The organism is Gordonia sp. VNK1, from assembly GCF_040049135.1.
Taxonomy (GTDB): Bacteria; Actinomycetota; Actinomycetes; order Mycobacteriales; family Mycobacteriaceae; genus Gordonia; species Gordonia oleivorans.
In genome coordinates this window covers 402,701-428,264 of record NZ_JBDZDJ010000001.1, presented here as the reverse complement: position 1 = coordinate 428,264, position 25,564 = coordinate 402,701, and the positions used below count along the sequence as shown (strand labels likewise).

General features: G+C 67.5%; 22 protein-coding genes. 6 read left to right on the top strand and 16 right to left on the bottom strand.

What is annotated here, in order from left to right:
- From ABLE94_RS01785 to ABLE94_RS01775, 3 genes are all read left to right on the top strand, one after another.
- A complete protein-coding gene (locus tag ABLE94_RS01785) occupies window positions 1-1,005 on the top strand; it encodes an alcohol dehydrogenase catalytic domain-containing protein (protein ID WP_348806786.1) in 1,005 nt (334 codons plus the stop codon).
- A gap of 24 nt (window positions 1,006-1,029) precedes the next feature.
- Window positions 1,030-1,965 carry an amidohydrolase family protein gene (locus tag ABLE94_RS01780; RefSeq protein WP_348807874.1) on the top strand — a complete coding sequence of 312 codons (936 nt, stop codon included), beginning with the start codon at window positions 1,030-1,032 and terminating at the stop codon, window positions 1,963-1,965.
- 261 nt (window positions 1,966-2,226) lie between these two features.
- On the top strand, window positions 2,227-2,949 hold the full coding sequence (locus ABLE94_RS01775; protein ID WP_348806784.1) for a hypothetical protein: 723 nt from the start codon (window positions 2,227-2,229) through the stop codon (window positions 2,947-2,949).
- Window positions 2,950-2,983: 34 nt separating this feature from the next.
- Here the strand turns inward: ABLE94_RS01775 and ABLE94_RS01770 are convergent, their stop codons facing one another.
- Window positions 2,984-3,253, bottom strand: a complete 270-nt coding sequence (locus tag ABLE94_RS01770) for a DUF2277 domain-containing protein (protein WP_348806783.1) — start codon at window positions 3,251-3,253, stop codon at window positions 2,984-2,986.
- Between the two features lie 117 nt (window positions 3,254-3,370).
- Complete coding sequence (locus ABLE94_RS01765) at window positions 3,371-4,339, bottom strand: NADPH:quinone oxidoreductase family protein (RefSeq protein ID WP_348807873.1); 969 nt, start codon at window positions 4,337-4,339, stop codon at window positions 3,371-3,373.
- 59 nt (window positions 4,340-4,398) lie between these two features.
- Here ABLE94_RS01765 and ABLE94_RS01760 point away from each other — a divergent pair, with 59 nt between their 5' ends.
- Complete coding sequence (locus ABLE94_RS01760) at window positions 4,399-5,097, top strand: class I SAM-dependent methyltransferase (protein ID WP_348806781.1); 699 nt, start codon at window positions 4,399-4,401, stop codon at window positions 5,095-5,097.
- A gap of 136 nt (window positions 5,098-5,233) precedes the next feature.
- Here ABLE94_RS01760 and ABLE94_RS01755 read toward each other — a convergent pair whose 3' ends face one another.
- The 3 genes from ABLE94_RS01755 to ABLE94_RS01745 are packed head-to-tail and all read right to left on the bottom strand — an operon-like array spanning window position 5,234 to window position 8,312.
- Window positions 5,234-5,989: an SDR family NAD(P)-dependent oxidoreductase gene (locus ABLE94_RS01755; protein ID WP_348807872.1), complete on the bottom strand. Its 756-nt coding sequence runs from the start codon at window positions 5,987-5,989 to the stop codon at window positions 5,234-5,236.
- Window positions 5,986-6,924, bottom strand: coding sequence for an alpha/beta hydrolase (locus ABLE94_RS01750; RefSeq protein WP_348807871.1), 939 nt, complete (start codon window positions 6,922-6,924; stop codon window positions 5,986-5,988). The genes ABLE94_RS01755 and ABLE94_RS01750 overlap by 4 nt, the downstream gene beginning before the upstream one ends.
- Window positions 6,921-8,312 carry a flavin-containing monooxygenase gene (locus ABLE94_RS01745; protein WP_348807870.1) on the bottom strand — a complete coding sequence of 464 codons (1,392 nt, stop codon included), beginning with the start codon at window positions 8,310-8,312 and terminating at the stop codon, window positions 6,921-6,923. The genes ABLE94_RS01750 and ABLE94_RS01745 overlap by 4 nt, the downstream gene beginning before the upstream one ends.
- 111 nt (window positions 8,313-8,423) lie before the next feature.
- Here ABLE94_RS01745 and ABLE94_RS01740 point away from each other — a divergent pair, with 111 nt between their 5' ends.
- On the top strand, window positions 8,424-9,026 hold the full coding sequence (locus ABLE94_RS01740) for a TetR/AcrR family transcriptional regulator (protein WP_348806777.1): 603 nt from the start codon (window positions 8,424-8,426) through the stop codon (window positions 9,024-9,026).
- Window positions 9,027-10,048: 1,022 nt separating this feature from the next.
- Here ABLE94_RS01740 and ABLE94_RS01735 read toward each other — a convergent pair.
- The 6 genes from ABLE94_RS01735 to ABLE94_RS01710 form a co-directional block, all read right to left on the bottom strand.
- The gene (locus ABLE94_RS01735) at window positions 10,049-10,903 is read right to left on the bottom strand and encodes an LLM class F420-dependent oxidoreductase (RefSeq protein WP_348806776.1); all 855 of its coding nucleotides are present in this window, start codon (window positions 10,901-10,903) and stop codon (window positions 10,049-10,051) included.
- Window positions 10,904-10,972: 69 nt separating this feature from the next.
- Entirely contained in the window at window positions 10,973-14,890 is a 3,918-nt protein-coding gene (locus ABLE94_RS01730) for an nSTAND1 domain-containing NTPase (RefSeq protein ID WP_348807869.1), read from the bottom strand.
- 312 nt (window positions 14,891-15,202) lie between these two features.
- Entirely contained in the window at window positions 15,203-16,240 is a 1,038-nt protein-coding gene (locus ABLE94_RS01725) for a prenyltransferase/squalene oxidase repeat-containing protein (protein ID WP_348806774.1), read from the bottom strand.
- Complete coding sequence (locus tag ABLE94_RS01720) at window positions 16,237-16,950, bottom strand: class I SAM-dependent methyltransferase (protein WP_348806773.1); 714 nt, start codon at window positions 16,948-16,950, stop codon at window positions 16,237-16,239. Before ABLE94_RS01720 ends, ABLE94_RS01725 begins: the two co-directional genes overlap by 4 nt.
- A complete protein-coding gene (locus ABLE94_RS01715) occupies window positions 16,944-18,251 on the bottom strand; it encodes a glycosyltransferase family 4 protein (RefSeq protein WP_348806772.1) in 1,308 nt (435 codons plus the stop codon). Before ABLE94_RS01715 ends, ABLE94_RS01720 begins: the two co-directional genes overlap by 7 nt.
- Before the next feature lie 28 nt (window positions 18,252-18,279).
- Window positions 18,280-19,959: an FAD-dependent oxidoreductase gene (locus ABLE94_RS01710; protein ID WP_348807868.1), complete on the bottom strand. Its 1,680-nt coding sequence runs from the start codon at window positions 19,957-19,959 to the stop codon at window positions 18,280-18,282.
- Between the two features lie 120 nt (window positions 19,960-20,079).
- On the opposite strand from ABLE94_RS01710, the gene ABLE94_RS01705 reads away from it, so the two are divergent.
- On the top strand, window positions 20,080-20,922 hold the full coding sequence (locus ABLE94_RS01705) for an acyl-[acyl-carrier-protein] thioesterase (protein ID WP_348807867.1): 843 nt from the start codon (window positions 20,080-20,082) through the stop codon (window positions 20,920-20,922).
- Here the strand turns inward: ABLE94_RS01705 and ABLE94_RS01700 are convergent.
- From ABLE94_RS01700 to ABLE94_RS01680, 5 genes are all read right to left on the bottom strand, one after another.
- Window positions 20,897-21,868 (bottom strand): SMP-30/gluconolactonase/LRE family protein, encoded by a 972-nt coding sequence (locus ABLE94_RS01700; RefSeq protein ID WP_348807866.1) that lies wholly within the window; start codon window positions 21,866-21,868, stop codon window positions 20,897-20,899. The two genes, ABLE94_RS01705 and ABLE94_RS01700, sit on opposite strands and share 26 nt — an antisense overlap.
- A gap of 39 nt (window positions 21,869-21,907) precedes the next feature.
- A complete protein-coding gene (locus ABLE94_RS01695; protein ID WP_348807865.1) occupies window positions 21,908-22,501 on the bottom strand; it encodes a DUF3558 domain-containing protein in 594 nt (197 codons plus the stop codon).
- Window positions 22,498-23,403, bottom strand: coding sequence for a DUF3558 family protein (locus ABLE94_RS01690; RefSeq protein ID WP_348807864.1), 906 nt, complete (start codon window positions 23,401-23,403; stop codon window positions 22,498-22,500). The genes ABLE94_RS01695 and ABLE94_RS01690 overlap by 4 nt, the downstream gene beginning before the upstream one ends.
- Window positions 23,404-23,406: 3 nt before the next feature.
- Entirely contained in the window at window positions 23,407-23,601 is a 195-nt protein-coding gene (locus tag ABLE94_RS01685) for a hypothetical protein (protein WP_348807897.1), read from the bottom strand.
- A 165-nt stretch (window positions 23,602-23,766) separates the two neighbouring features.
- Window positions 23,767-25,404, bottom strand: a complete 1,638-nt coding sequence (locus tag ABLE94_RS01680; protein ID WP_348806766.1) for a hypothetical protein — start codon at window positions 25,402-25,404, stop codon at window positions 23,767-23,769.
- Between the last annotated feature and the right edge of the window lie 160 nt (window positions 25,405-25,564).

Genomic DNA, 25,564 nt, shown 5'->3' with positions numbered 1-25,564 from the left:
ATGCGCGCCGCGGTGATCTCCAACGGAACCTTCCGGGTCGATGACGTGGCCGACCCGGAACCGGGTGACGGCGAACTGGTGCTCAGGGTCGCCGCGACCGGCATCTGCGGATCGGATCTCTCGACGGCGCCGTTTCTCCCCGACGGCAGGATCATGGGTCACGAGTTCGCGGGCGAGGTGGTGGCCACCGGACCGGGGCTGACCGATTGGCTGGGTGCTCCGGTGGCGTCGATGCCGGTGATCGGTTGTCGCGCGTGCCGCGCCTGCCTCGTCGGAGACGTCGCACGGTGCCCGGCGGCGCGAACCCTCGGTCTGGGTGTCCTCGCCGGGTCATTGGCGGAGTTCGTGCTGGTCGGGGCAGCCGAAAGCGTCCGACTGGATCGGCTGCCCGGGGCGCGCGAGGTGACGGGCAATGATGCAGGCCTGGGCGATGCAGCGCTCACCGAGCCGCTGGCGGTCGGCTTGCATGCGGTGACCCGCGCATCCATCGCGCCGGGCGATCGGGTGTTGGTGACCGGCGCGGGGCCGGTGGGTTTGGCCGCGTTGGCGTGGTTGTCGCGGTCGTCTGCCGGCGAGATCGTCTGCAGCGACCCGGTACCCGAACGCCTCGTCGCCGCCACCGACCTCGGTGCCACGTCGACCACCACTCCCGACGCGGTGTCGGCGTCCGAACCCTTCGACGTGGTGATCGAGTGTGTCGGCAAGCCCGGCATCGTTGCCACCGCACTGGAATGCGTCGCACCCGGCGGGCGGATCGTCGTCGCCGGGGTGTGCCTGACGCCGGACGAGTTCATGCCGGTCGCGGCGGTGGTCAAAGAGGTGTCGATGCACTTCGTCTCCTACTACACCAAGGACGAATTCGTCACGGCCGCAACGTCGGTCATGAACGGTTCGATCGATCCGGGGTTGTTCGTCAGTCGCACCGCGGGACTCGACGACCTCACCGAGATCTTTGCGACGCTCAGTGCACCCAACAAGGAACGCAAGGTTCTGATTCGACCCTGAATCGACGCGCGGTAGCGTCGACACATGGGCAGCGACGTTCACCCCGATCGGCCGATCCCCGATCAGCCGGCACCGTTCAGCGACTCCGAGGTCGAACAGATACGCGCGGTCTGGCAGGGATTGGACCTGCCCGGCCTGATCGACGTCCACACCCACTTCATGCCGCGATCGGTGATGGACAAGGTCTGGGCCTACTTCGACTCCGCCGGGCCGCTCATCGGCCGTGAGTGGCCGATCACCTACTGCGCCGACGAGGACGTACGGGTGGCGACGCTGCAGTCGTTCGGGGTGCGTGCGTACTCGTCGCTGGTGTACCCGCACAAACCGAATATGGCGGAGTGGCTCAACGGGTGGGCCGCCGACTTCGCCGCCCATCACCCCGACTGCCTGCACACCGCGACGTTCTATCCCGAGGAGTCGGCCACCGGATACGTCTCGAAGGCGATCGCCGCGGGCGCACGAGTGTTCAAGTGCCACATCCAGGTCGGGGATTTCTCCGCCCTGAATCCGCTGCTCGACGGCGTGTGGTCGCAGCTGGCCGATTCTCAGGTGCCGGTGATCATCCACTGCGGAAGTGGTCCGGCACCAGGACGATTCACCGGTCCGGAACCCATTGCCGCTCTGCTGAAGCGCTTTCCATCGTTGCCGCTGATCGTCGCCCATATGGGGACACCGGAGTACACCGAATTCCTGCACCTGGCAGAGCACTACGAGAACGTTCGGCTCGACACCACCATGTCGTTCACCGACTTCTCCGAGAAGGATGCACCGTACCCGCCGGAACTGCGCCCCCGGCTGCGTGACATCGGCTCAAAGATATTGTTCGGCAGCGACTTCCCGAACATTCCCTACACCTACACCCACGCCCTCGAGGCCGTCATCCGACTCGACCTCGGCGACGACTGGGTGCGCGGGGTGCTCTACGAGAACGCTGCGGAGGTGTTCGGGATCGGCGCCTGAGCGTCGACGCGCGTCAGCCGCGCGCCGCAGTTCTTGACGACGGGGTTCGGCTACCCTGAGCCCGTGTCACCTTCCTCCAGCGACGACATGGCCACTCTCACACCATCTCAATGCTCCACCATGGACCGGCTACGGCGACGAGTGCCGAGTATGTACCGACGGGATGTGTGGTGGGATAAGCCGTACCCATTTCCCAGCAGCCTGACATATGACGATGTGCCGCAATCGTTTCAGACGGTCACCCATAGCAGAGAACGCACCTTGGAGTACCTGCAGCACATGGGCGAGCTGCGGCCGGGCGAGTCTGTCCCTGACCACTGGTTCGACCTGGCAAGCTCGGGACGCGCCGGGGTACGACGCGCCGCGGATGCCCTCCGGGATCACTTCCCCGATACTGCGACCGCGATGACAGAGCTCGTGACGGATGTCAGGGTCGCCCGTTTCACGCTCACGCGGAACCCACCTCGGACCGGGGTCGGGCTTTTCTACCTGACGCGCGCCAAGGACGATGGACGTCCACTGGCCCTGCTGGGGTTCCCGCCGAACCCGTCCGCGGTCGGGGCTCCGACGTTCTGGCCGACCGTCGCCGCGCGGCTCCGCGGACTCGCCGCCGACGTGCACGACGGGCTCGTCGTCTATCCCCAACTGGACTGTGGGCCCGTCCCATCGGCGTACCTTCAGACGCTGGACATCTACGCCCAGGACAACGCGATTCTCGACAACGCTGTCTCGGTGGAGGCCTACCTGGAGGACGGGAGACCCGTCGGCCTGTCAGAGGTGCCCCCGCCACCAAAGATGGTCGTGGCCGCCAATAACGGCATCAACACCGTGTTCATGTTCGAGATCTCAGATCCGCAGGCGAAGGCCTGGTCGTTCGGGGAAACGGTGCTATTGCAGTCGCCGCTACCGATCGACACGCTGTTGGACGACATGATGGCCGAACGCCTGATCAGCAGTTGCCTGCCAGTCGACTCGGCTCCGTAGTCCGCACCCGACATCGGTTCGTCGTCGACGCGCGTCAACCCCGCGCTGCGATCCGCGCCTGCACCTCCGGACGGCGCAGCGGCGGCACCGTCTTCGGCGGCTGACGCCGCTGCGGTAGTTCGGCGAGCAGTTCCCGGGTGGCCGCGGCGACGGCGGTCACCGTCGCCTCGAAGATCTCCGCATTCGCCGCCGAGGGCGCCCGGATGCCGCTGACCTTACGCACGTACTGACGCGCGGCCGCCTCGATTTCGTCGTGGGTGGCCGGTGGTTCCAGCCCGCGCAGTTCGGTGATGTTGCGGCACATGGGGCACTCCTCGGGGGGTCTCGATACGTCTCCTCGCTTCGCTCGTCGACTACTCGACCAACGGGAAGCGTCTCCTCGCTTCGCTCGTCGACTACTCGACCAGCAAGGAGAGCGGGCTCAGTCGGCGATGTGGACGACCGCTTTCCCCAGGATCCGCCCCTGCGCCAGATCCGTCAACGCCTCGGGGAGTTGATCGAGGGTGTAGGTGGTGTTGACCTGCGGACTCAGACCCGCCGCGATCATCTCGGTGAGCTCGTCGTGCAGCAATTCCGGGACGCCGGGATGGGTGCGGACGTACTCACCCCACGCCGCGCCGACGACGGCGATGTTGCGGAAGAGGACGCGATTGAGTTTGACGGTGGGGATGCCGCCGGCGGCGAACCCGACCACCACGTACCGGCCGTCGGGGGCGACCTGGCGCAGCGCCTCGTCGAAGACGTCGCCGCCGGACGGATCGATCATCACGTCGACGCCCTCGGGTGCGATCTCCTTGAGCTTGGCACCCCAGCCCTCCTCGAGTTGCACGATCTCGTCGGCGCCGGCGCCGGCCAGCAACTCCTCGGCACCCTTGCGGTGCACGATGGCGATCACCTTGGCGCCCATGGCCTTTGCCACCATGATCGACGCGGTGCCGACACCGCCCGCGGCACCGAGCACGCCCACCACCTCGCCGGGCGCGGTCTGCGCGCGGACCTTCAGCGCGAAGAGCGCGGTCTGGTAGTTGATGCCCATCGCGGCACCCTGGTCGAAGCTCAGGCCCTCGGGCAGCGGCAGGAGTTGCTCGGGTGCGGCGACGAGTTGTTCGGCGAACCCTCCCACGATGGACGCGACGAGGACCTTGTCACCGGCCTTCACCGACGACCCCTCGGGCGCACTGCGCACCACGCCGGCGACCTCGGTGCCCGGGGCAAACGGGGTGGGTACGCGCAGCTGGTACTTGCCCTGGCTCATCAGCAGGTCGGGGAAGCAGATCCCGCACGATTTGATGTCGACGAGCACCTGGCCATCGGCGGGCGTCGGGTCGGCGACGTCGGTGAGTTCGAGAGCTGACGGGCCGTTCTCTGCGGTGAGTACCTGAGCTTTCATGGCAGCCACACTACGCGGGGAGAACAATCGCTCGGTAGGGAACGGTTACGATCGGTGCCATGACCGCACCGTCGGCCCCGCAGCCGATTTCCGCCCCCTCGCCCGATCGCATCCGGGTGGCCGACGAGGCCCCCGGCTTCATGCCGCTCGACGAGGCCCAGACGTTGTTCGAGATCGCTGGAGAGTATCTGGCACAGCCTGATTCGACGAAGGTGGGCGTGGAGATCGGCACCTATTGCGGTAAGTCGACGGTGTTCCTGGGTTCGGCCGCCGAAGCCGCCGGCGCGGTCATCGTCACCGTCGATCACCACCGCGGATCCGAGGAGCACCAGCCGGGCTGGGAGTATCACGACGAGTCGCTCGTCGACCCGCATGCGGGCACCCTGGACACCTCCGCACGCTTTCGCCGGACGATGTTCGACGCGGGCCTCGAGCAGACCGTGATCGGTATGCTCGCGCCGTCGACCGTCGCCGCCCAGGCGTGGGGCAAACCCGTCGACTTCGTCTTCATCGACGGCGGCCACTCGATGGAGGCCGCACAGAACGACCTCGACGGCTGGGCACCCTGGGTGCGCGTCGGTGGGGCCCTGCTGATCCACGACGTGTTCCCCGATCCCGCCGACGGCGGCCGGCCCCCGTACGAGATCTATTGCCAGGCCTTGGCGACCGGACAGTTCACCGACGTGCGGGTGGAGGGATCACTACGCGTGCTGCGTCGGGACTCCGGTGTCGTCGGGGAGCCCCTGCCCCGCGGATAGAAGGGCACTCTGACGCGACAGCGTGGCCCGGATGTCCCGGTGAGGCAGGGCTGCCCGCTTCACCGAGGTGGCCTCGATACGGCCCTCGTCCCTCGGACCTACTCGACCGGCGGCGGGCCGGACTCGCAGGTCTCGGTCAACCTTCCGCCAGCGCCCGCACCTTGCCGAGTACGTCCGGGTAGCGCTGGAGGTGCGCGCCGCCGTTGAGATCGATGGCAGCGCCGGTCATCCACGTCGACGCGTCGGAGGCGAGGAAGGCGATGGTCTGCGCGATGTCGTCGGGGGTGCCCGCCCGCCCGAGCGGCGTGTTGTCCAGATACTCCTCGGTGAGGCCGGGCACGTAGGCGATTCCGGCGGTGAGCGGAGTGTCCACCAGCCCCGGGGAAACGGCGTTGACGCGCACCCCGCGTTCGGCCAACTCCAGCGCGGCCACCTCGACGAGCATCAGGACCCCGGCCTTCGCCGCGCAGTAGGCACCCATTCCCGCGCCGGGTTGGCGGCCGTTGAGCGAGGCGACGCAGATGATCGAGCCGCCGCCGACGACGTGCCGACCGGCGTGTTTGAGCACCAGGAAGGTTCCGGTGAGGCAGACGTCGACGGTGGTCCGCCAGTGGTCGAGTTCCAGATCGACGAGTGCGCCGGGCATGGACAGGCCGGCGCAGTTCACCACCACGGCGAGATCGCCGACGCCCTCGAAACCCGCTGCGACAGAGTCTTCGTCGGTGACGTCGAGGCGGATGGCGGCGCTCTCGCCGCCGAGTTCCTCCGCGGCGAGCTGCGCGGCGTCGCCGTTGATGTCGGCGACGATCACCCGATGTCCCGCCTCGTGCAGGCGCGTCGCGGCGGCCCGCCCGATCCCCGACGCCCCGCCGATGACCAGTGCCGCCCTCATCCGAGATGCCTTTCCAGGAAGCCGATCTGGTGTGTCACCGCAGCGTCGAACCAGGAGTCGTCCACTTCGGCGAAGATACCGAAATGATCGCAGGGATAGTGACGGACCTCGGCGCGCGCGGCGAATCCCGCCTTGGCCGCCGCGTATGGTGGTGCGCCACGGTCGAAGTCGGCGATCTGCATCAGCACCGGAGCCGCGACGTCGGCGGCGTGCTTGTCGGCGCGGTAGTTGCCGAGTTCCAGTCCGATGGAGGCGTCGACCTCGTTACGCCACGACGGTCCGGCGATCCTCTGGTAGTCCTCGAGGTAGCCGCCGGAAGTGAGTGCGGCCCGCTCCCCCGGCCTGCCGACCACCGGCATCATCACCGGATCACGACCGAGTTTGGCGCCCAACGCACTTGCGATCCCGACTCCGGTGGATCGCAGCATCGACGCCGCACCCACCTGCGGGTAGTGGTGAGCACCGGCCGCGACGCCACTGACCATCGGCACCATCGAGATCACGGCTGCGACATCGTCATCGCCGCGACGGGCGCGTTCGGCGGCGACGATGAGGACGTGTCCGCCGGATTGCGACAGTCCCCAGAGCACCACCCGTCCGCCGTCGACCCCAGGCTGGGTGGCGGCCGCGTCGATCGCGGCGTGATAGTCGGCGACCTGCCCGGACATCGACACCCGTTGGCGTGGTTGACCTTCCGACAGACCGAAGTGCCGGTAGTCGAAGGCGAAGACAGCGAGGCCGGCATCGGCCAACGCCCGGGCGTACGGTTCGAGCCCGGAATCCTTGGTGCCACAGAATCCGTGGGCCATCACGACCACCGGAACACCTGAGTCGGTGCGGAACGGCGAAGTCTCCGACGCCGGGAAGAACCATGCGGCACATCGTGTTCCGTCCGAAAGGAAATCGACGTCGCGGCGGGTGTCGATCGTCGTCATCGTGCCTCCTGTAGGACGTCGTCGCGGGTGACGCTCTCGGCCACGTTCGCCCAGTGCTGGGGTCCGCGGCGTTGTGCACGCTCCCGACCCTGCGGGATCTCCTTGGTCCTCATGTTGTGTTCGTACAGGTAGTGGTCGAGTTGCTGTGTGTGTCGCGGCCGGTCGAGCATGTGGCCGGTGTAGAAGCGCGTGTCGTCGTCGATCACCCGCCGCATCTCGTCCTCGGGTGGCAGGCGGTACTGCCCGACCGCGTACGCCCCGAGCAGTCGGGTCTGACACTCCACGAACGGAAACAGCGTCGGTGTGGCCTGAGCGAAGCCGATGAAGACCGCATCGTCGATTCCCGGGGCGAACATTCGCTTGTACAGGTCGATGCGGTTGTCCGGGGCGCTCAGGAAGTCCCGATCGAAGAACGGAAAGGTGATGTTGTATCCGGTGGCATAGATGATGATGTCGAAGTCGCCCGATGACCCGTCCTCGAAATACACTGTGTCGCCGTCGAATCGATCGATATTGGGCTTGGCGGTGATGTCGCCGGAACCGAGTCGGAGCGGCAGCTCGACCGACTGTGTGGGATGCGCCTCGAAGAACTTGTGGTTCGGCGTCGGCAAGCCGTAGTCCTCGGGACGCCCGGCGGTCAGTGGCTGCATCACCTGCATGAACTTGCGTTGCCACGACGACGGGATGTGCGGACTCATGTGGTAGTACTTGTCCGCCGGCTGCCCGGCAAAGTACTTGGGTACGATCCATGCACCCGAACGCGTGGACAAGGTCAACTCGTTGTCCAGCGCCTTCGACGACAACTCCACCGCGATGTCGGCGGCGCTGTTACCCAGGCCGACGACCAGAATCCGCTTGCCGGAGAAGTCATGCGGGGTCCGCGGATCGATGTAGTGATGGGCGTGCATGGTGGTCCCGGCGAACTCGCCGGGGAAGTCGGGGTAGCGCGGATCCCAGTGGTGACCGTTCGCCACGACGAGCAGATCGAATCGGCGGGTCGTCCCGCTCTGCGTCTGGAGTTCCCACCCACCTCCGTCGAGCCGCTGCGCGTGGGTGATCCCGTTCTCGAATTCGATGTTGTCGAGCAATCCGAATGCGTCGGCGTAGTCATCGAGGTACCGCTTGATCTGGGTGTGGTGTGGGAAGTCCGGATAGTCCGCGGGCATCGGGAAATCCCGGAAGGAGAGTTGATGTTTGGACGTGTCGATGTGCAGCGATCGGTAGGCACTAGAGTGACCGTTGGGATTACCGAATGCCCAGTTCCCGCCGATCCGATCGGATGATTCGAAGCAGGTGTAGTCGACGCCGTAGTCCGACAGCATCTTTCCAGCGGTCAGTCCGCTGATTCCGGCGCCGATGATGGCAGTGCGCGGGGTGGCAACGCGCATGGGACCCCCTAGGGTTGTTGACAGATCTTCAGATCTGTCTACCGCACCGGAGTGGGTGAAGTACACAGTTTCACAGAACTGTCTACTGGGGCATGCCCTAAAGTCGGGTGCATGACCCCCGCCCCGACGACCTCCGTCACCGATCGACTTCTCGACGCGACAGAGAAACTGCTCGCCGAACGCGGAATCCGGGCGACAACGGTGCAGCAGGTCGCCGACCTTGCCGGAGTGTCACGGGCGTGGCTGTACCGCCACTTTCCGGACAAGCAGGCGATGGTGGGCGCCGCGATCGTCCGGCTCACCGAATCATTCTGGACCGACGCACGATCCGAACTCGACGAACTGGGCACCTTCGCCGAACAACTCACCGCCGGGGTCCGCATCGGGCGCGGCGCCTACGACGACCCGGGGACACTGCTGCTGCGCCTGCGCACCGACGAGCCGGACGAGTTCGCCGCCTGCGCCGGAGCGGGTGTGACCGCCCTCGTTCCCGACCTCGCCCTGTTCTGGAAACCGTTCGTGGAGGCCGCCATCGAACGAGGAGAGGTGCACGCCGCCCACGATCCCGACGAGGTCTCCGAATGGGTCGCCCGCATCCTGATCAGCATCGGCACCGCCCCCGGCGCCACCGTCGACGCCGACGACCCCGTATCGGTGCGGCGCCAGATCGACCGGTTCGTCATGCCCGGCCTGCGGGTCGCGCCGGAGTTGTGAGTCCAGCCATCCCGCCAGTCGAGTTGGGTACGTGCCTCCCGCCCGCTGGTCGGGCCGGGTGCGGCCACCCCGTCGGTCGAGCCGGGTGCAGCCACCCCGCCGGTCGCGCCGGGTCGAGCCGGGCGCAGCCACCCCGCCGATCGCGCCGGGCGCAGCCACCCCGCCGTTCGCGCCGGGTGCAGCCACCCCGTCGTTCGCGCCGGGCGCAGCCACCCCGCCGTTCGCGCCGGGCGCAGCCACCCCGCCGTTCGCGCCGGGCGCAGCCACCCCGTCGTTCGCGCCGGGCGCAGCCACCCCGTCGGTCGAGACGGGTGCGAGCGCTAGCCTTGCGTTGAGCCCCGTCGAAACGAGTGCCCGTGTCGAGACCACCGCAGGACGATGCTGGGACGGAACCAGCTGCACCACAACGGGTCTCGAGGCTCGTCGCTAGCGCTCCTCACACCTCGACCGGCGGGTGGGCACCGCCCTTGGAACGGAACCAGCTGCACCACACCAGGTCTCGAGGCTCGTCGCTAGCCCCTCGCGCCTCGACCGGCGGGCGGCAACGGCCGGTGGGACGGAACCAGCACCGGTGCAACGGATCTCGAGGCTCGTCGCTAGCGCTCCTCGCGCCTCGACCGGCGGGTTGGGACGACGGGTGGGACGGAACCAGCTGCACCATAAGAGGTCTCGAGGCTCGTCGCTAGCGCTCCTCGCGCCTCGACCGGCGGGTGAGCACCGCCCTTGGGACGGAACCAGCTGCACCACACCAGGTCTCGAGGCTCGTCGCTAGCGCTCCTCACACCTCGACCGGCGGGCGGGCACGGCCGGTGGGACGGAACCAGCACCGGTACAACGGGTCTCGAGGCTCGTCGCTAGCGCTCCTCGCACCTCGACCGGCGGGTGGGTGCGGCCGGCGGGACGAAACCAGCGCCGGTGCAACTGGTCTCGAGGCTCGTCGCTTGCGCTCCTCACACCTCGACCGGCGGATGGGGACGGCGGGCGGGGACGACGGGTGGGATGTACCAGCGCGGCGGGGACGGTCACACTGGAGCCGGAGCCAATCCCAGTTTTCCGGCCAGCTTGGCGAGGTAGCCGGTCGCGCGTTCGACGGTGTCGTCGGGCAGTCCGTAAAGCACTGTGGTGACTCCGATCTCGCGCCACTTCTCCAGTTTCTCGGGCACTGGTTTGAAGTCGAGGACCACGATCTCGGGGTCGCCGTCACGGCCGGCGTCGGACCAGATCTGTTGCAGCAGTGCCACCGAGCCTTCGATGTCGGCCTCGCCGGGGGTGGTGATCCAGCCGTCGGCACTGCGGGCGATCCACGTGAAGTTCTTCTCGTTGCCCGCCGCTCCCACCAGGGTCGGTATGTGCGCCTGCGGCTTCGGCCATGCCCAACTGGGGCCGAAATCGACGAACTCGCCGTGGTATTCGGCCTCCTCGTCGGTCCACAGGGCGCGCATCGCCTCGAGGTACTCGCGCAGCATCGTGCGGCGCCGCTTCGGCGGCACGTGGTGATCGGCCAATTCGTCGAGGTTCCAACCGAATCCGACGCCGAGGGTGACCCGGCCGCCGGAGATGTGGTCGAGGGTGGCGAGCGTCTTGGCCAGGGTGATCGGGTCGGATTGCACCGGCAGCGCGACCGCGGTGGCCAGCCGGATGCGTTCGGTCACCGCGGCAGCGGCCGCCAGCGTCGTCCACGGGTCGAGGGTGCGCATGTAGCGGTCGTCGGGCAGCGTCGCATCGCCGGTCCGGGGATGCGCGGCGTCTCGACGGGTCGGGATGTGCCCGTGCTCGGGCACGAAGTACGACGCGAAGCCGGCCTCCTCGATCAGTGGGGCGAGGACCTGCGGCGCGAGTCCGCGGTCACTGGTGAACTGAACGATCCCGAATTCCATGCGCTCAGAATAGACAGCCTCCTGGACACCTGTCTAGAACCTGTTGCAGTTTTCCGCGATCGAGCCCCGTCAGCTGCCGGGACACACGTCGACGTAGTCGACGCCCTCGGCGAAGGCATCCCATGTCTGCCGGTCGATGCCGCCCTCGGCGGTACACACGCGGTCGGCGACGGCCTCCACGTCGATCGTCCACCACTGCAGGTCGGAGCTGCCACCGGCGTAGATGGTGTTCTGCGGGTCGATCGTCGGCTCACGCACATAGACCGATTCCGAGGTGATCGACTCATCGGGCGCGATCGGCGTCGGCGCGACCGGATCGCTGATGTTCCACAGCTGGATGGTCTGGGTGCCGCCGACGACGAGGGTCTTGCCGTCACTCGCGATCGACAGCGAACTCACCCGTACGCCCGCCGGCACCGACACCCGCGCCATCGAACTCGATCCGACGTCGATGACCGAGATCTTCTGATCGTCGTCACCGGCGTACAGGTATTTGCCGTCCGGACTGAACTCGACCGCGTTCACCGCACCCTGCGGCGACGTGACCACCTGCACCTCCGTCGGATTGTCGGGGTCGCTGACGTCCCAGCGCGTGATGCGGTGGCGGGCGTCGGCGACGGCGAGACTCGAACCGTCCGGACTGAAGTCGACATCCTCGACGAAGCCCTCCGCCGCGGCGACGGGGGGCCCGATCTCGGTGGGTGCCCGCGGATTCGACACATCCCACAGCTGCAGGGAGTTGTCATCGCTGCCGTTCACCAACATGCCCGTCGACGGCGAGAACGCCAGGGGGAAGGCGTGTCTGGTGTCCAGGCGCAGGGTCGCGGTCTGCTGCGGACTTCGCGGGTCGGAGATGTCGTACAACTCGACCTCGCCACCATTGGTGAATGCGGTCGCCAGGACGGTGCCGGTCCGGTTGAAGGCCGCGACGTACCCGCCGCTGGGACGCAGTGGTCGCCGGATCTGGGACAGTTCGGTGGGGGTGCCGGTGCTCAGATCCCAGAGCAACACCTTCTGGTCGGCGCCGCTGGTGGCCAGGATCTTTCCGTCGGCGCTGACCGAGGTCCGCGTGATCGGCAGGGTATGAGCAGGAGTGGGTGAGGACGGGATGTCCCACGACTGCACGGTTCCCGCACCGCCCGCGGTGAGCACGACGTGCGGGCGTAATTCCAGCGCGGTGAAGAACGCCCCGCCGGTGGTGCGCATCGGAACGCCGAGGGCGGTGAGCAGATTGGGCGATCCGGCGTTGCCGTCGGTGCTGACGTCCCAGCGTTTGGCGGTACCGTCGAGGCCCGCCGACACCAGTGATCGTCCGTCGTCGGCGAAGCTCACCGACCAGATCGCGGCATCGTGGGCACGCACCCGACGCAATTCGGCCGGCGCGCGCGGGTTGGCGATGCTCCAGATCGCCACCTCACCGTCGTCGCGCCCGGCGGCCACGAGCCGACCGTCGGGAGACACCGCCACCGAATGCCATCCGCTGTCCACCCCGTCGCGGATCCGTGCGATCAGCTCCGGGGTGCTCGGGTTGCTGATGTCGACGACGCCGATGGTGCCGTCGTCGGACCCGACGACCATGATCGGTGCGACATCACTGATCGCGACCGTCCGGACCGGGCCGTCGAAACCGCGGACCGCGGAGATCGCGCGATACCCGCCGGGAGCGGTGGTGTCCCACAGGGTCACCACCCCGTTGTCGTGGGTGGTGGCGAGCAGCGTGCCGGCCCGGTTGTATCGCAGGATGTAGGACGTCCCCGACCCGAACGGCGAATCCAGCTCCGAGATCCGACGCGGCCGCGCGACGTCGCCGATGTCCCACACGGTGATGTGACCGTCACCGTCGGCGGAGGCGAGCCGATCACCCTGGGGCGCGAAGTCCACCGAGGTGACGAAGGAGCTGTACCCGCCCATCGGCGGTGATGCGGCGCTGATCCGGCTCGGATCGCCGGCCGCCCACAGCCGGACCGTCTTGTCGTAGCTCGCCGTGGCCAGCAACGATTTCGACGGATTGGCCATCATGTCGTAGATCGATCCGGCATGCGCGGCCTGCGCGGGCGAGGGCAGCGGCAACTGCTGGGTCTGCAGCACCCGCATCTGCGCGAGCGGATCGTCGGGCCGGATCCGCCACGCCCCGACCGCGAGGTGCGCGGCCAGACCCGGGTCGGTCTGTGCGAGACGCGCGGCCGTCGACAGCAATGCCGAGAACTTCGCGTCGTTGCTCTCCCGGGCCAGGGCGGCGTTGGAGACGATCGCGATAATCGCCGCGACCACCGAGATCACGGCCAGCAGGGCCACCGCGGCGATACCCCACCGCCGGCGTCGACGCTGGCTGTCGATATTGCGTCGCGATGCCGCGAGGTAGTCGCGGGTGAGCGTCGGGGCGATCGGGTCGTCGAGCACCGGCGACGCCCACGCATAGCGGTTCGGGTTGTAGAGCAACGACGTCTCACGGCCCTGCCGGTCCCATTCGGCCGCGTCGGCGTCGACGCGCTCGAGGACCGGCGCGATCTCCCGGGTGCGTTCGATGAGGTCGTCGAGCCGTGGCCACGCGGTGAGCACCACGTCGTGGATGATCTGCACCTGCTGGTCGGAGACGGTGATCAGTCGTGACTCGGCGAGCGCCTCGATGACTGCGACGGTGGCCGCGCGGTCGGTCTCCCCCGCGGTCAGTTCGGCCAGCGTGCGGGGACGGCGGGCGGTGACACCGTCGGAGATGTGGATCAGCGATCGCAGCAATCGTTCGGCGATCCGCTGTTGTGCGGGGTCGAAGGCCTGCCACGTCTTCTCCGCGGTGTCGGAGATCGCCGAGGCGACCCCACCGGCGGCGTGATAGCCGGCGACGGTCAGCATGCCGCCGCCACGCGCGGACCACATCTCCGCGAGCACGTGCGCGACCAGCGGTAATTGCCCGGCCCGGTCCTCGACGGGCCCGCGCTGACCGCCGAGCCCGCCGAGGCCACGGAGGTCGGACAGGATCGTCGGCGCGAGTCCCTTGTCGACGCGGATCCCGGACAGTCGGGCCGGTCCGGCGATGACCTCTTCGAGTTCCTTGTCGGTCAGCGGCGGCACCACGATGGATCGCCGTTGCCACGCCGTGGCGAGTGGTTCGATCGTCGAGCACCGTTCGTACATGTCGGCACGCGCACCCACGACGACCACGTGCCCCGGTGTCGACGCCAGCTCGGTGAGCGCGTCGATGAGTCGCTGCACCCGCGTGCTGTGCCGGGACTCGCCGACGAGGACCTGTTCGATCTGGTCGACGACGTGGATCGTCAGACGATCCGCGTCCGCGTGCCCGGTATCGGGCTCCTCGCCGTCCGGGGTGCCCGCACCGGCGTCGGAGCGCCCGGTCTCGTCGGCCTCGTCGGTGAGGGCGATCGCCAGGCGAACCCGCACCGACCATCGGTGTTCGGGCCGCGCGGCGATCCGCGCGATGCCGGCGCGCAGCAACGACGATTTCCCCGCCCCGGACACCCCGGTGACGATGACCACCGCAGGCGTCCGGTCGGCGTGGGCGGCGGCCGCGTCGACGAGTCCGACGAGTTCGTCGAGTACCCGTTCACGTCCGAAGAAGACCGCCGAGTCGGCCGCGGTCATGACGTCCAGACCGCGATAGGGCAACACCGGGGTCGGGATGTCGGGCGCCGGTTGGGGCGTCCGGTCGGTGGCGCGGGTGCTGCGCGCGGCCGACCACCACCGCTGCCACTCGGCCAGCCCCGGGGCGTCGGCACCCTTCGACTGCGCCTGCAGGATCAGCCAGGCGAGGACGGGCTCGAGGGTTTCGAAACTGGCCGGCAGGTGGCGTCCGCGACGCCAGTCGGACAGGCGTTGCACCGTCACCTCGGCACGTCCCGGCGACAGCCGCGCCGCACCGCTGACGGTCGACGCGAGGGTCGGGGATCCGGCCGAGGCGAACAACGCGAGCAGATGCGCACCGAACCGTGCGGGCGCATCGGCCGCAGGCGCATCCGCTCGGCGCGTCGTCATGAATCCTCCCCGTCGCGGCAACCCCCGACCGCGCTTCTGGTCACGAATGTACGAACCCGGTTCCGCCGGGACAAGTCGGAGTGGATCATGTACTCCACATCAGACGAGACTTTTTTCCGGTCCGGAAAACTCGTCCGGACAGTCTAGCTGCGACTATGTCCAGTTTTCCGGATCCGGATTGGCACGGGCATCCGCCGGTGACGTTGACTTGAGTCACTCCCCGGTAGCGATCGGGCCATCGGGTGGAGTGTCGGGGGATGCGCTCTCGTCGTCGTGCGGGGTCGGCGGCGAGAGCGCATTCATTAAGAGCAATCAGCGCCGCGCGGGCAGCCGATCACCGACGTCGCGGAAGATGCCGTTGGCCGCCGAGCATCGGCTCACCGCATCGGCGGCGAGGACCACCGCGGCCGACGTCCAACAACTCTTCTCCACCGGCCACCGTTTGCCGTCGGCGTAGACCAGACCCGTCCAGTACGAGCCGTCGGGGTCACGCAGATGCTGGATCGACGCGATCAACTCGATGGCGTCGCCGGTGTCACCGAGCGCGTCGAGGGCGAGCGCGAGTTCGGAGGTTTCCGCTCCGGTGACCCACGGCCGGTGATCGACGCAGCGGCAGCCCTGGCCGTCGACGACGAACTCCTCCCACCGTCGGGCGATCAGCTCCTGGCCGGCCTGCCCGCGGATCGCGCCGCCGAGCACCGGGTAGTACCAGTCCATCGAGTGCTCCGACGGGTCCTCGAAGACGTCGATGCGGTTGCGGAACGCGTCACCGAGTTTGTCGAAGGCGGCCACCCACTCCGCGTCGGGTTGCCCGACCGCGGCGGCGATGCGGATCGCCGCGTCGAGGGACTGATAGATGCTGGCGTTGCCGGTGAGGAGCGCCTCGTCGAACATCGCGTGGGTGCGGTGATCGCCACCCCATCGGAACGCGCCGTCGGGCCGCTGGAACTTGCACACCAGGTTGATCGCCGACCACACCGTCGGCCACATGCGTTCCAGGAAGGCGTCGTCACCGGTGATGACGTGGTGATGCCACACCCCGACCGCGATGTAGGCGCAGAAGTTGGAGTCGATGCCCGGGTCGGTGACCTCTCCGCAGACCGTGGTGATCGGCCACGACCCGTCGGGGCGCTGATGTCGCCGCGACCAGTCGTAGGCGGCCTCGGCCTCGGCGTGGAACCCGGTCACCGTCAGCGCCATCGCCGATTCGATGTGATCCCACGGGTCGGTCTTGCCGCCGGGAAACCACGGCAACGCCCCCGAATCCTCCTGCATGCCGACGATGGCGGCGCCGGTCGCGACGACCTGCTCGGCGGTCAGCACACCTGCGATGGCAGGTATGCGCCTCATTCCGGCTTGCGCAGATACAGGGCGACGGACTTGCCGATGACGGGATTGAGGACCTGCTCACCCACCCGGGTCAGCCACGGCTTGCTCATCATGTCCCACACCAGCAGCTGGTGATAGCCCTTGACCAGCAGGTTGTTGTCGTTCTCGACGCCGACGGCGCACTTGAGCCACCAGTACGGGGCGTGCAGGGCGTGCGCGTGGTCGGTGCCGGTGACCTCGAGGCCGGCGGCGGTCAGCTTGCCGGCGAGTTCGGAGGCCTTGTAGATGCGGACGTGGCCGCCCTCGACCTCGTGGTACTCATCCGAGAGCGCCCAGCACACCTTCTCCGGCCAGTACCGCGGCACTGTGACCGCGGCCAGCCCACCCGGACGCAGCACCCGCACCATCTCGGCGATGGCCGCCTCGTCGGACGGGATGTGCTCGAGGATCTCCGACATCAGCACGACGTCGAATGTGTTGTCGGCGTACGGCAGCCGCAGCGCATCGCCGACCTCGGCACGCGCCTTCGCCTCGGCGGGCACGTGTCCCTCGGCCATCATGGCGTCGAACATCTCGCCGACGTCGGACATATCCGACTCGGACATGTCGAAGGCGATGACGTCGGCTCCGCGCCGGAACATCTCGAACGAATGCCTGCCTTGTCCCGCCCCGATGTCGATCGCCTTGGTCTGCGGACCCACACCCAGCCGGTCGAAGTCAACTGTCAGCACGCACTCGTCTCCTCTGTCGTTCCCTGCCCGGATGTCGTTGTCTGCCCGGACGCCTTCTCTCGTGCCACACGATCGAGGACCGTGCGGTAATGCTCGGCGGTCTGGGCGGCGACGGCCGCCCAGCTGTAGCGTTCCTCCACGCGGGCGCGCCCGGCCGCACCCATCCGGGCACGCAGGTCGGCGTCGTCGAGTAACGTCGCGATGGCCTGCGCCAATGCCCCGGAGTCGCGGGGCCGGACCAGCCGCGCCGCGGTGCCGTCGGTGCCGACGACCTCGGGGATCGCCCCGGCGCGGGTGGCCACCAGCGGGGTGCCACAGCCCATCGCCTCGACGGCCGGCAACGAGAACCCTTCGTACAGCGACGGCACCACGGCCACCTCCGCCGACGCCATCAGATGCGCCATCTCCTCATCGGAGAGTCCCGAGACCAGTTCGACGCGATCACCGATCGCGAGTTCGTCGATGAGTCGTGCCGACGGACCGTTCGGGTCCAGCTTGGAGACCAGGGTGAGCTTCACGTCCCGTTCGGCGGCCAGCTTCGCGACGGCCTCCAACAGATAGGACACGCCCTTGAGTGGGGCGTCGGCGCTGGCCACGCACACGATTCGGCCCGGCTCGCGGGCCGCGCCGGGACGGAACACCTCGGTGTCGACGCCCAGCGGGATGGTGGTGATGCGGCCGGACGGGATGTCGAACGCCTTGCGGATGTCGACCTCGCTGCTGCGTGAGACGGTCAGCAACTCCGGAATCCGACGCGACACCCGGCCCTGCATCCGCAGGAACGAATGCCACCGCCACGCGGTGATCTTGCGCCAGCCCTTGGCCGCCTTGACCGCGAGGGTGCGGTCGCGGGTGATGGGGTGATGGATCGTCGCGATCAGCGGGAAGCCGGCCTTCTGGATCTGCAACAGCCCGTACCCGAGGCACTGGTTGTCGTGGACGATGTCGAAGTCGTCGCGGCGGTCGGCGAGCAGTCGCGCCACCCGCAGGGAGAAGGTGAGCGGCTCGCCGAAGCTGGCCGTCCACATCGAGGAGACCTCGAGGGCGTCGATCCAGTCGCGGTACTCGCCGGGTCGCGGCGTCCGGAACGGGTCCGGCTCGTCGTACAGGCCGAGGCTGGGCACCTTGGTGAGGGTCACGCCCGCGTCGATCGCCACCTGATCCAGTTCGGGATAGGGCTGCCCGGAGAAGATCTCCACCTCGTGCCCGAGAAGCGCGAGTTCACGGCTCAGATGCCGGACGTACACTCCCTGGCCCCCGCAATGCGGCTTGCTGCGATACGACAACAATGCGACGCGCACTGATCTGGTCCCCGTTTCTCTCGAGCCGTCAGGCCGGTTCGGACTGCGCCGCTGCTTCCAGCGCAGTGATATCCACAAGCTTCACACGTCGACGGCCTCCGGTCTTACCGGCGGTGCGTTCTGCCTGGTCGATGCGCTTCCACCCGTCGAGATCGATGCGGTGTGCACCGCGGTCGGCCACCAGGTCGGCGACGCCCTCGCGGGAGATGGTCGGCTCCGGCAGGGTTCCGGCCACGAAGTCGGCGATCACCGACTCGGCCGTTTCCTGACCGCACAGACGGTTGCGCCCGATACCGCCGGTGGCACCGCGCTTGATCCAGCCGGCGACGTACAACCCGCTGATGACGTCGCCGTCGGCGGCGGCCTGCACCCGGCCCGCGGAATTGGGGACCACCCCGTGCCCCTCGTCGAACGGCAGGTCGGTGACCGGTACGCCACGATATCCGATGGCCCGCAGGACCAACCCGGCGTCGATGTCGAACGTCTCGCCGGTCGGCGTGACCGCGGCACTCGGCCCGGTCGCGTCGGCATAGGTGTTGCGTACACAGGTCAGGGTCTCGACACCGTTGCCACCGGTGATCGCCACCGGCGAGGCGAGGAAGCGGAACACGATGCGCCGGTTGCCGGGGGTGGCCGGACGTTCGGCGAACTCACGGGCCAGCCGGATCTTGGTGGTGATCGTCGAATCCAGGGTGCCGTCGTCGTAGGCGGACTCGGTGGCCGGGTCGAGGACGAGTTCGTCGGGATCGATGACGACGTCGACGCCGTCCACATCGCCGAGGGCGAGGAACTCGCTGTTGGTGTAGGCGGCCTGCGCGACACCGCGGCGGGCCAACACCACGACCTCGGTGATCTTCGAGTCCCGCAACGCGGCCAGCGCGTGGTCGGCGATGTCGGTGCCGGCGAGTTCGTCGGGATCGCTGACGAGAATCCGCGCCACGTCCAGGGCGACGTTGCCGTTGCCGACGACGACCGCGCGCTCCGCCGACAGGTCGACGGACAGGTTCACGTAGTCGGGGTGCCCGTTGTACCAGGCCACGAACTCGGTGGCGGGCAACGAGTTCGGCAGGTCCTCCCCCTCGACGCCGAGCCGCTTGTCGGTCGGCGCGCCGACCGCGTAGATGACCGCGTGATAGCGCTCGGCGAGTTCGTCCTGGGTGATGTGTTTGCCGACCTCGACGTTGAGGAAGTAGCTGAAGTTCTTCTTGGCGGCGACGGCGGCGAATCCCGCCTCGACGCCCTTGGTGGCCGCGTGATCGGGTGCGACACCCGCGCGGACCAGACCGTACGGCGTGGGTAGGCGGTCGAACATGTCGACGCTGACCTGCTGTTTGCGGACGAGTTCCTCGGCGGCGTAGAAGGCGGCCGGGCCGGCGCCGACGATCGCCACGTGCAGTGGCTTGTCGGGTAGTTGCGGCGACTTCTTGGGCGGTACCAGCCCGCCCTCGACGTCGTGATCGTTGTAGTAGTCGGCGTTGATCTGCAGGTACGGCTCGTCGCGTTCGGAGAGCTGATCGTCCGGGATGATCGCCTCGACCGGACATTCGTCGATGCACGCCCCGCAGTCGATGCAGGTCTCGGGATCGATGAAGAGCATCTCGGCGGTGAAGAACTCCGGCTCGTCCGGCGTCGGGTGAATGCAGTTCACCGGACACACACTCACGCACGATGCATCGTTGCAACACGGTCGAGTGATCACATGCGCCATCTGCGGTTTCCTTGCCTCAAGTCGACTAGAACATGTTCTCGTTTTGACCTAGAACGCGTTCTAGTTTTTCCAGTGACTGTATCTTAAGTCTCACACAACAGGCGAGCCACGAGGAGTGGAGTGAGCACCGTTTCGGAACCGGACATTCTGGCCCCCCTCTCCGACCGCAAGGACGGTGCCCGGTACTTCGAGGTCGACTACCGGGTACGTACCGGCGACGTCGATCAGGACATGCGGGTACGACTCGACGCGGTGGCCCGCTACCTGCAGGACGTCGCCAACGACAACATCGAGGCCACCGACTTCGGCGACACCGACCCGTTCTGGATCGTGCGCCGCACCATCATCGACGTCATCCGCCCGTTCTCCTGGCCGGCCGCGGTCAGCGCGCAGCGCTGGTGCGGCGCCCTGTCGACGCGGTGGACCAACATGCGGGTCCGGCTCACCGCCGACCACGAGACCAACCGCTTCAACCCGGACGCGCGTGAGCCCGGGCTGATCGAGACCGAGGCGTTCTGGATCAACGTCAACGACCAGGGCATGCCGTCCCGGTTGACCGACAACGCCTTCGAGATGCTGTCCGCGATGACCGACGAGCATCGGCTGCGGTGGAAGTCCATGAATCCGGAGAAGGCCCCCAACCCCGAGGTGCTGGAACTGCCCGATCGCGTCCACGTGTTGCGCAGCACCGATTTCGATCCGTTCAAACACCTGAACAATGCGGCCTACCTCGCCGCCGTCGAGGACGAGTTGCTCGATCACGGCGACCTGATCGACGGCCCGCACCGCCTGATCGTGGAGTACCTGCGACCGATCGTGCCCGGCACCCCGATCACCGTGCGCCGGGTGCGCGAACCCGATCAGCTACTGATGTGGTTGATGACGCCGTCCGGCGACGCGGCACCGGACGATCTGCAGGTCGCGGCGTCGGTGTCGGTCACGCGCCGCCCGAACGCGGACTGAGCCGGATGATCTGACCGGTCTCGCTCGCGGCCAGAAGGGTTCCGGGGTGTGCCGGGTCGGTGGCAAGAGCTGTGACGGGTACGCCGACGGTGATCGAACACGCTTGTCCCGTATCGATATTCACCAGGTGAACCTGTCCGGTGGTCGATGCGACGGCCAGCGTCGAGTCGTCGATCGCGACGAGGTCGTCGAGGAATCCCGGTGCCGGTGCGGTGAGATCGGCCGCCGTGACGGTGGCGGCCGGATCGTCGACGGGCACCCGGAGCACGCGGCCGGTGGCGCTGACCGTCATGGTCACGTAGAGATCGTCGCCGAGAAAGGTCACGCCGTTGATCCCGGATCCGTTGACCGTTGTCGACGGTGACAGATTCTGCGGTGCGGTGCGCGACCACGCCTCGTCCACTTGCCCGTCGGGACGCAGCCGCAGCAGGCCGAGTGCGCCGTCGGCGACGTACACCGCTCCGTCCGCGCCGACGGCCAGCCCGTTGGGCATCCCGAGTCCGCGCGCGAAGACCTGCGGAACCGGTTGCGGCGCACGGGGATCGTATCGGACCACGGTCCCGGTGCGGGGCGCACCGGGGAGCATGCCGGTCGGCGAATCACCGGCGGCGACATAGAGTTGGCCGTCTTGACCCTGCCGGACGGAGCCCGGGGCATTCAGCGACACCGACGCCGTCCGCCGACCCGACGCGTCATACCGTTCGACGACGTTGCGGAACGATCGTGACACCCACAGCGAACCGTCGTCGGTCACGACGAGATTCTCGGCCCAGCCGTCGAGTCCCGGGCTGTCGATGACGGCTGTCGTGGAGACCGTGGGGCATTGCGGTGTGTCCGCTCGTGCCACCGTCGCCAGATCTGGTGTCACTGTCGTCAGACCCGTTGCTGCGGTGGCGATCACGGTGCCGACGACGACGGCCATCGCCGTCCGGAGTGTTCTGGCCATGACGCTCTCCTCGCTGCCGGTCTGACCGGGGTGGCGGCCTCATTGACCGCCGTTGAGCAGCAATTCCATCAGCTTTGTCGGCGCGGTGCACGGATCGTCGAAGGCGCCGGAACCGACGGGCTCGACCCAGAAGGTATAGATGCCACGACTCGGCGCCTTGGTGGTCACCCCGCACACCGCGGGCCGTTTGGGGTCTCTCGCGGTGAAGGCGGTCTGGCTGGCGATCTTGATGTTCTCGGTGGTGTAGCCGAGTTGTTTGTCGGTGTCCTTCTCCACGTTGAGGTTTCCCCACTCGAACCAGTTGAAGGTGACGTACGCGGTGACCGCTCCGGCGACGAACCATCGGCAGTTGGCGCCGAAGAAGATGGCCTCGGCCGCACTTCCGCCGACAGCCTTGGCGACCTGGTCGGTGGACAGCACCTGACATTCCAGGGTGAGTTGATCGAATTGGTCGGTGTCGACATTGCCCGACTGCTGTGCGGACGAGCGTGCCTCCTCCACCGACAGTGCCTGGCCGTCGACGCTGCGGGTACACGACGCGAGCAGGCCGACGATCAGTGCGGCAAGGACGATCACCACGGCGGTGCGACGACGACGACTGCACTGGGTGCGGGAATCGGTGCGGCCGGTCATTGCGCACGCTCGATCGACATCGTCGACAGTTCGCGTGCCGCGTTGCACACCGCGTCGGAATCGGGCGTCGGCGTCGCGGTGGTGGTGGAGCGCGTGACACCGGCGCTGACCGACCACTCGAAGAAGTCGGCGTCAAACTGGATCCCGATCTCGCAGATCCCGGCATCGGAGGCGATGAAACCCTTGTGCCCGTTGATGTCGATGTCTTCGGTGCTGTCCCGGGAGAGTTGTTCGGTGGCCCGTTCCCGGCCGATCGGCGACCCGCGATACCAGTTGAAGGAGGCGACGGGGCCGGTCGGGCTGGGTCCGGAACTCCATTCGCAGGCCGACGGGTTGTTCACGACGAGGGCCAGATTCCCGAATCCGGTGATGCGGTTGACCTCTTCGGTGGTGACGTTGCCGCAGGCACCGAAGAACGGGCCGGCCCCGGCCGCACCCGGTGCCACGGGAGTGTTGCGAGTGGTGGGCGAGTCGTCGCCGGAATTCGACGAGCATCCGGAGATCAGGATGGCGATGACGGCGGTGAACGCGAGGAGCGCCGGCCCACTCCGGAACCTGTCGAGTTCGCGACGCTCCCGTTTGGTGGGCCGGCCGGCGCCGCGGTCGCGTCGGGGTTGACTGGCGATGATCTCCCGAGACGGGGGTGGCGGCGAGTGGTCGATGTAGCACTCGCCGGCCAGCTGGGCGGAGACGCGTTTGCTGAGGAGTTTGGTGACCTCGACGATGCGGTCGCGGCCGTTGAGGCGGACCTCGACGCGGTCGCCGACGGCCACGTGTTGCGCGGGTTTCGCGGTGACGCCATTAACCCGGACATGTCCGCCGCGGCAGGCGGCGCCGGCCGCCGATCGGGTCTTGGTGAGTCTGATTGCCCAGATCCAGCTGTCGACGCGCGTGGACGACATCCGCTACTTCTGCCGCGTCAGCATGTAGTAGCCGCCCCCGATCGCCGCGATCGCGAAGATGATGGCGAGCCATTCGGCTCCGAGGACCCACAGCACCGCGAAGATCGCGATGGCCGGCGACACCGCGACCGCACTCATCACCGGATGCTGCCGCACCACCTGGCTGACGGCTTTGCTCTTGTTCGGGTCGATGGCCATGGGGATCGGCGTCTCCTTGTCGGCATCCATGTGACTACTGATGCCCCATCCACTGTAACCAACGAAGGCGACGACTCGGCCGCGCAAACCGCCCCGCGTCGGAATTCGATCGCGGGGCGGTGTGCGGCGGGTTGTGCCGCGCGTTCTGTAGAACCCGGGGAACCGTCAGTTGGCGCCGGTCACCGTCGGGGTCGAGCCGTTGGAGCTCGACGTGTCATCGTCGTCGGAGTCATCGGATTGATCGGTGTCGTCGGTCGACCCGGTCGACGGGGTTGCGGCTGTCGAGCGGCTCGTCGAGGTCGACGTCTTGCTGCTCGAGCTTGACGAGCTCGACGAGCTCGCCGTAGAGCCCGATGTCGCCGTCGCCGACGATGAGGTGGTCGACGGTGAGGTGGTTGTGGTTGTGGCCGAATCGCTTTCCGTGTCATCGTCGTCGGTCTCCGAGATCGCCGCGGACCGCAGCAGGCCGGCACTCGGGGTCGTGGACGTCGACGTCAGGGCGCGCGTCGAGACGAGCGACGACGCGGACGTCGAACCGGTCGTGTACGGCCCCAGCGGCTGCAGACCGAACGGGAACGTGCTCTGCGGAATCGAAATGATCGGGATGATCTGGTCGGTGTCGAGATCCCCGAGGGCGATCGTCGGCAATGCCAGGCCGTTGGGGCGGACGGAACCGTTGATCGTGGTTGTCGGGAAGATCGTGATGGTCGATCCGAGCCAGTTCACCGTGACCGGCGCCGACAATCCGTAGTCACTCGTCAGGGCCAGGAGGGAATCACCGCCGAGCGACAGGCGGATGAAGTCCTGGCTGAGTGACGGGGTCTGCCCGGCGAAGATGTCGGTGATGACCTCGCCCAGCACGTTGGTGGTGTCGAAGAGCACCGACGACGGATCGGTCAACGCGAACTGCACCTGCGGAATGCTCTGCAGCTGATCGAGCTTGAAGTCGAAGGTGCCCAACACATTTGCACACGCACCGACGTTCTCGGCGTAGGCCGCTGTCAGTCCGCCGTAGCAGCCGACGGATTGGATGGCGGGGATCTTGAGCCCGGTGTTCACACCAAGAAGGGTCAACGGAATCTCATCGGTGGTCCAGGCATTCGCGATGCCCACCAAGGCGAACGCATAGGCACTGCGACCACCACTAGCACCTGCGGTAGCCAGACTCAGAGGCAAGTACGAGATAGCAGTGGCCTTGCCACCTCCCGACGCGAACGCAAACTGGAAGCCGTTGCCGATTACCGTCGCCGAACCATCAGCAGCGGGAGGAGTCGGAAGCGATGTCGGGAGCCTGAGATCGGAATTCAGCCACTCCAAGAAACCGTTCAGAGCGGTCAGGACACCTCCCGCACTGTCTACAAGCCCTTTCACCGGGTCGTAAACCGCAACTGGAACCAGCTCGATGCTGGTGGGGCTCACGATGGCAATGCCGAGCCCACCCATGTCGGTGCTGGACTGAGTGCAATCCGCTCCGCCGTTGGGGTCGCCGCCTGAAGCGCACATCTCCAGGCGCCACTGTTCAAGGAGTTCAGCCCCGCCGTCGCTCAGCGCGTCCGCGACTACCTGACCAAGTGGATTAGTGGAGTCGTAGTCATCATCCAGCCAGTCAACAAGGGCGGATAAGTCGCTGTAGTCGGCCGCCCGCGCCTGCCCCTCCCCCATGGTCACGCCGATGCCGAGGGTCAGGACGGTGAGGATGGCGATCATCCCGGCGGTGATCCGGCGGTGCCGCCGAGGTCCGCGTTGGGTCCCGGAAAGATGTTCGGGGCGTTCCGTTTCCGGACGCAACGGGGTGGTGCTCATGCAGTGGTCTCCTGTTTCCTTAAGAGAAGCTGAGACAGTTAACCACGAGTAACCCTGCCCACGCACGCGATCCACAAACTCCGTTGATCCACAGATTCCGGGGTGGTCGTGCTCGTCAGAATTTTTTGTCGGTGGCCGTCACTACAATGATGGTCAGATC

What these genes read in the sequence shown, in the direction of transcription:
- ABLE94_RS01785 (WP_348806786.1), top strand. Translation starts at nt 1, where the DNA reads ATGCGCGCCGCGGTGATCTCCAACGGAACCTTCCGGGTCGATGACGTG.
- ABLE94_RS01780 (WP_348807874.1), top strand. Translation starts at nt 1,030, where the DNA reads ATGGGCAGCGACGTTCACCCCGATCGGCCGATCCCCGATCAGCCGGCA.
- ABLE94_RS01770 (WP_348806783.1), bottom strand. Translation starts at nt 3,253, where the DNA reads ATGTGCCGCAACATCACCGAACTGCGCGGGCTGGAACCACCGGCCACC.
- ABLE94_RS01765 (WP_348807873.1), bottom strand. Translation starts at nt 4,339, where the DNA reads ATGAAAGCTCAGGTACTCACCGCAGAGAACGGCCCGTCAGCTCTCGAA.
- ABLE94_RS01760 (WP_348806781.1), top strand. Translation starts at nt 4,399, where the DNA reads ATGACCGCACCGTCGGCCCCGCAGCCGATTTCCGCCCCCTCGCCCGAT.
- ABLE94_RS01755 (WP_348807872.1), bottom strand. Translation starts at nt 5,989, where the DNA reads ATGAGGGCGGCACTGGTCATCGGCGGGGCGTCGGGGATCGGGCGGGCC.
- ABLE94_RS01750 (WP_348807871.1), bottom strand. Translation starts at nt 6,924, where the DNA reads ATGACGACGATCGACACCCGCCGCGACGTCGATTTCCTTTCGGACGGA.
- ABLE94_RS01745 (WP_348807870.1), bottom strand. Translation starts at nt 8,312, where the DNA reads ATGCGCGTTGCCACCCCGCGCACTGCCATCATCGGCGCCGGAATCAGC.
- ABLE94_RS01740 (WP_348806777.1), top strand. Translation starts at nt 8,424, where the DNA reads ATGACCCCCGCCCCGACGACCTCCGTCACCGATCGACTTCTCGACGCG.
- ABLE94_RS01735 (WP_348806776.1), bottom strand. Translation starts at nt 10,903, where the DNA reads ATGGAATTCGGGATCGTTCAGTTCACCAGTGACCGCGGACTCGCGCCG.
- ABLE94_RS01730 (WP_348807869.1), bottom strand. Translation starts at nt 14,890, where the DNA reads ATGACGACGCGCCGAGCGGATGCGCCTGCGGCCGATGCGCCCGCACGG.
- ABLE94_RS01725 (WP_348806774.1), bottom strand. Translation starts at nt 16,240, where the DNA reads ATGAGGCGCATACCTGCCATCGCAGGTGTGCTGACCGCCGAGCAGGTC.
- ABLE94_RS01710 (WP_348807868.1), bottom strand. Translation starts at nt 19,959, where the DNA reads ATGGCGCATGTGATCACTCGACCGTGTTGCAACGATGCATCGTGCGTG.
- ABLE94_RS01700 (WP_348807866.1), bottom strand. Translation starts at nt 21,868, where the DNA reads ATGGCCAGAACACTCCGGACGGCGATGGCCGTCGTCGTCGGCACCGTG.
- ABLE94_RS01695 (WP_348807865.1), bottom strand. Translation starts at nt 22,501, where the DNA reads ATGACCGGCCGCACCGATTCCCGCACCCAGTGCAGTCGTCGTCGTCGC.
- ABLE94_RS01690 (WP_348807864.1), bottom strand. Translation starts at nt 23,403, where the DNA reads ATGTCGTCCACGCGCGTCGACAGCTGGATCTGGGCAATCAGACTCACC.
- ABLE94_RS01685 (WP_348807897.1), bottom strand. Translation starts at nt 23,601, where the DNA reads ATGGCCATCGACCCGAACAAGAGCAAAGCCGTCAGCCAGGTGGTGCGG.
- ABLE94_RS01680 (WP_348806766.1), bottom strand. Translation starts at nt 25,404, where the DNA reads ATGAGCACCACCCCGTTGCGTCCGGAAACGGAACGCCCCGAACATCTT.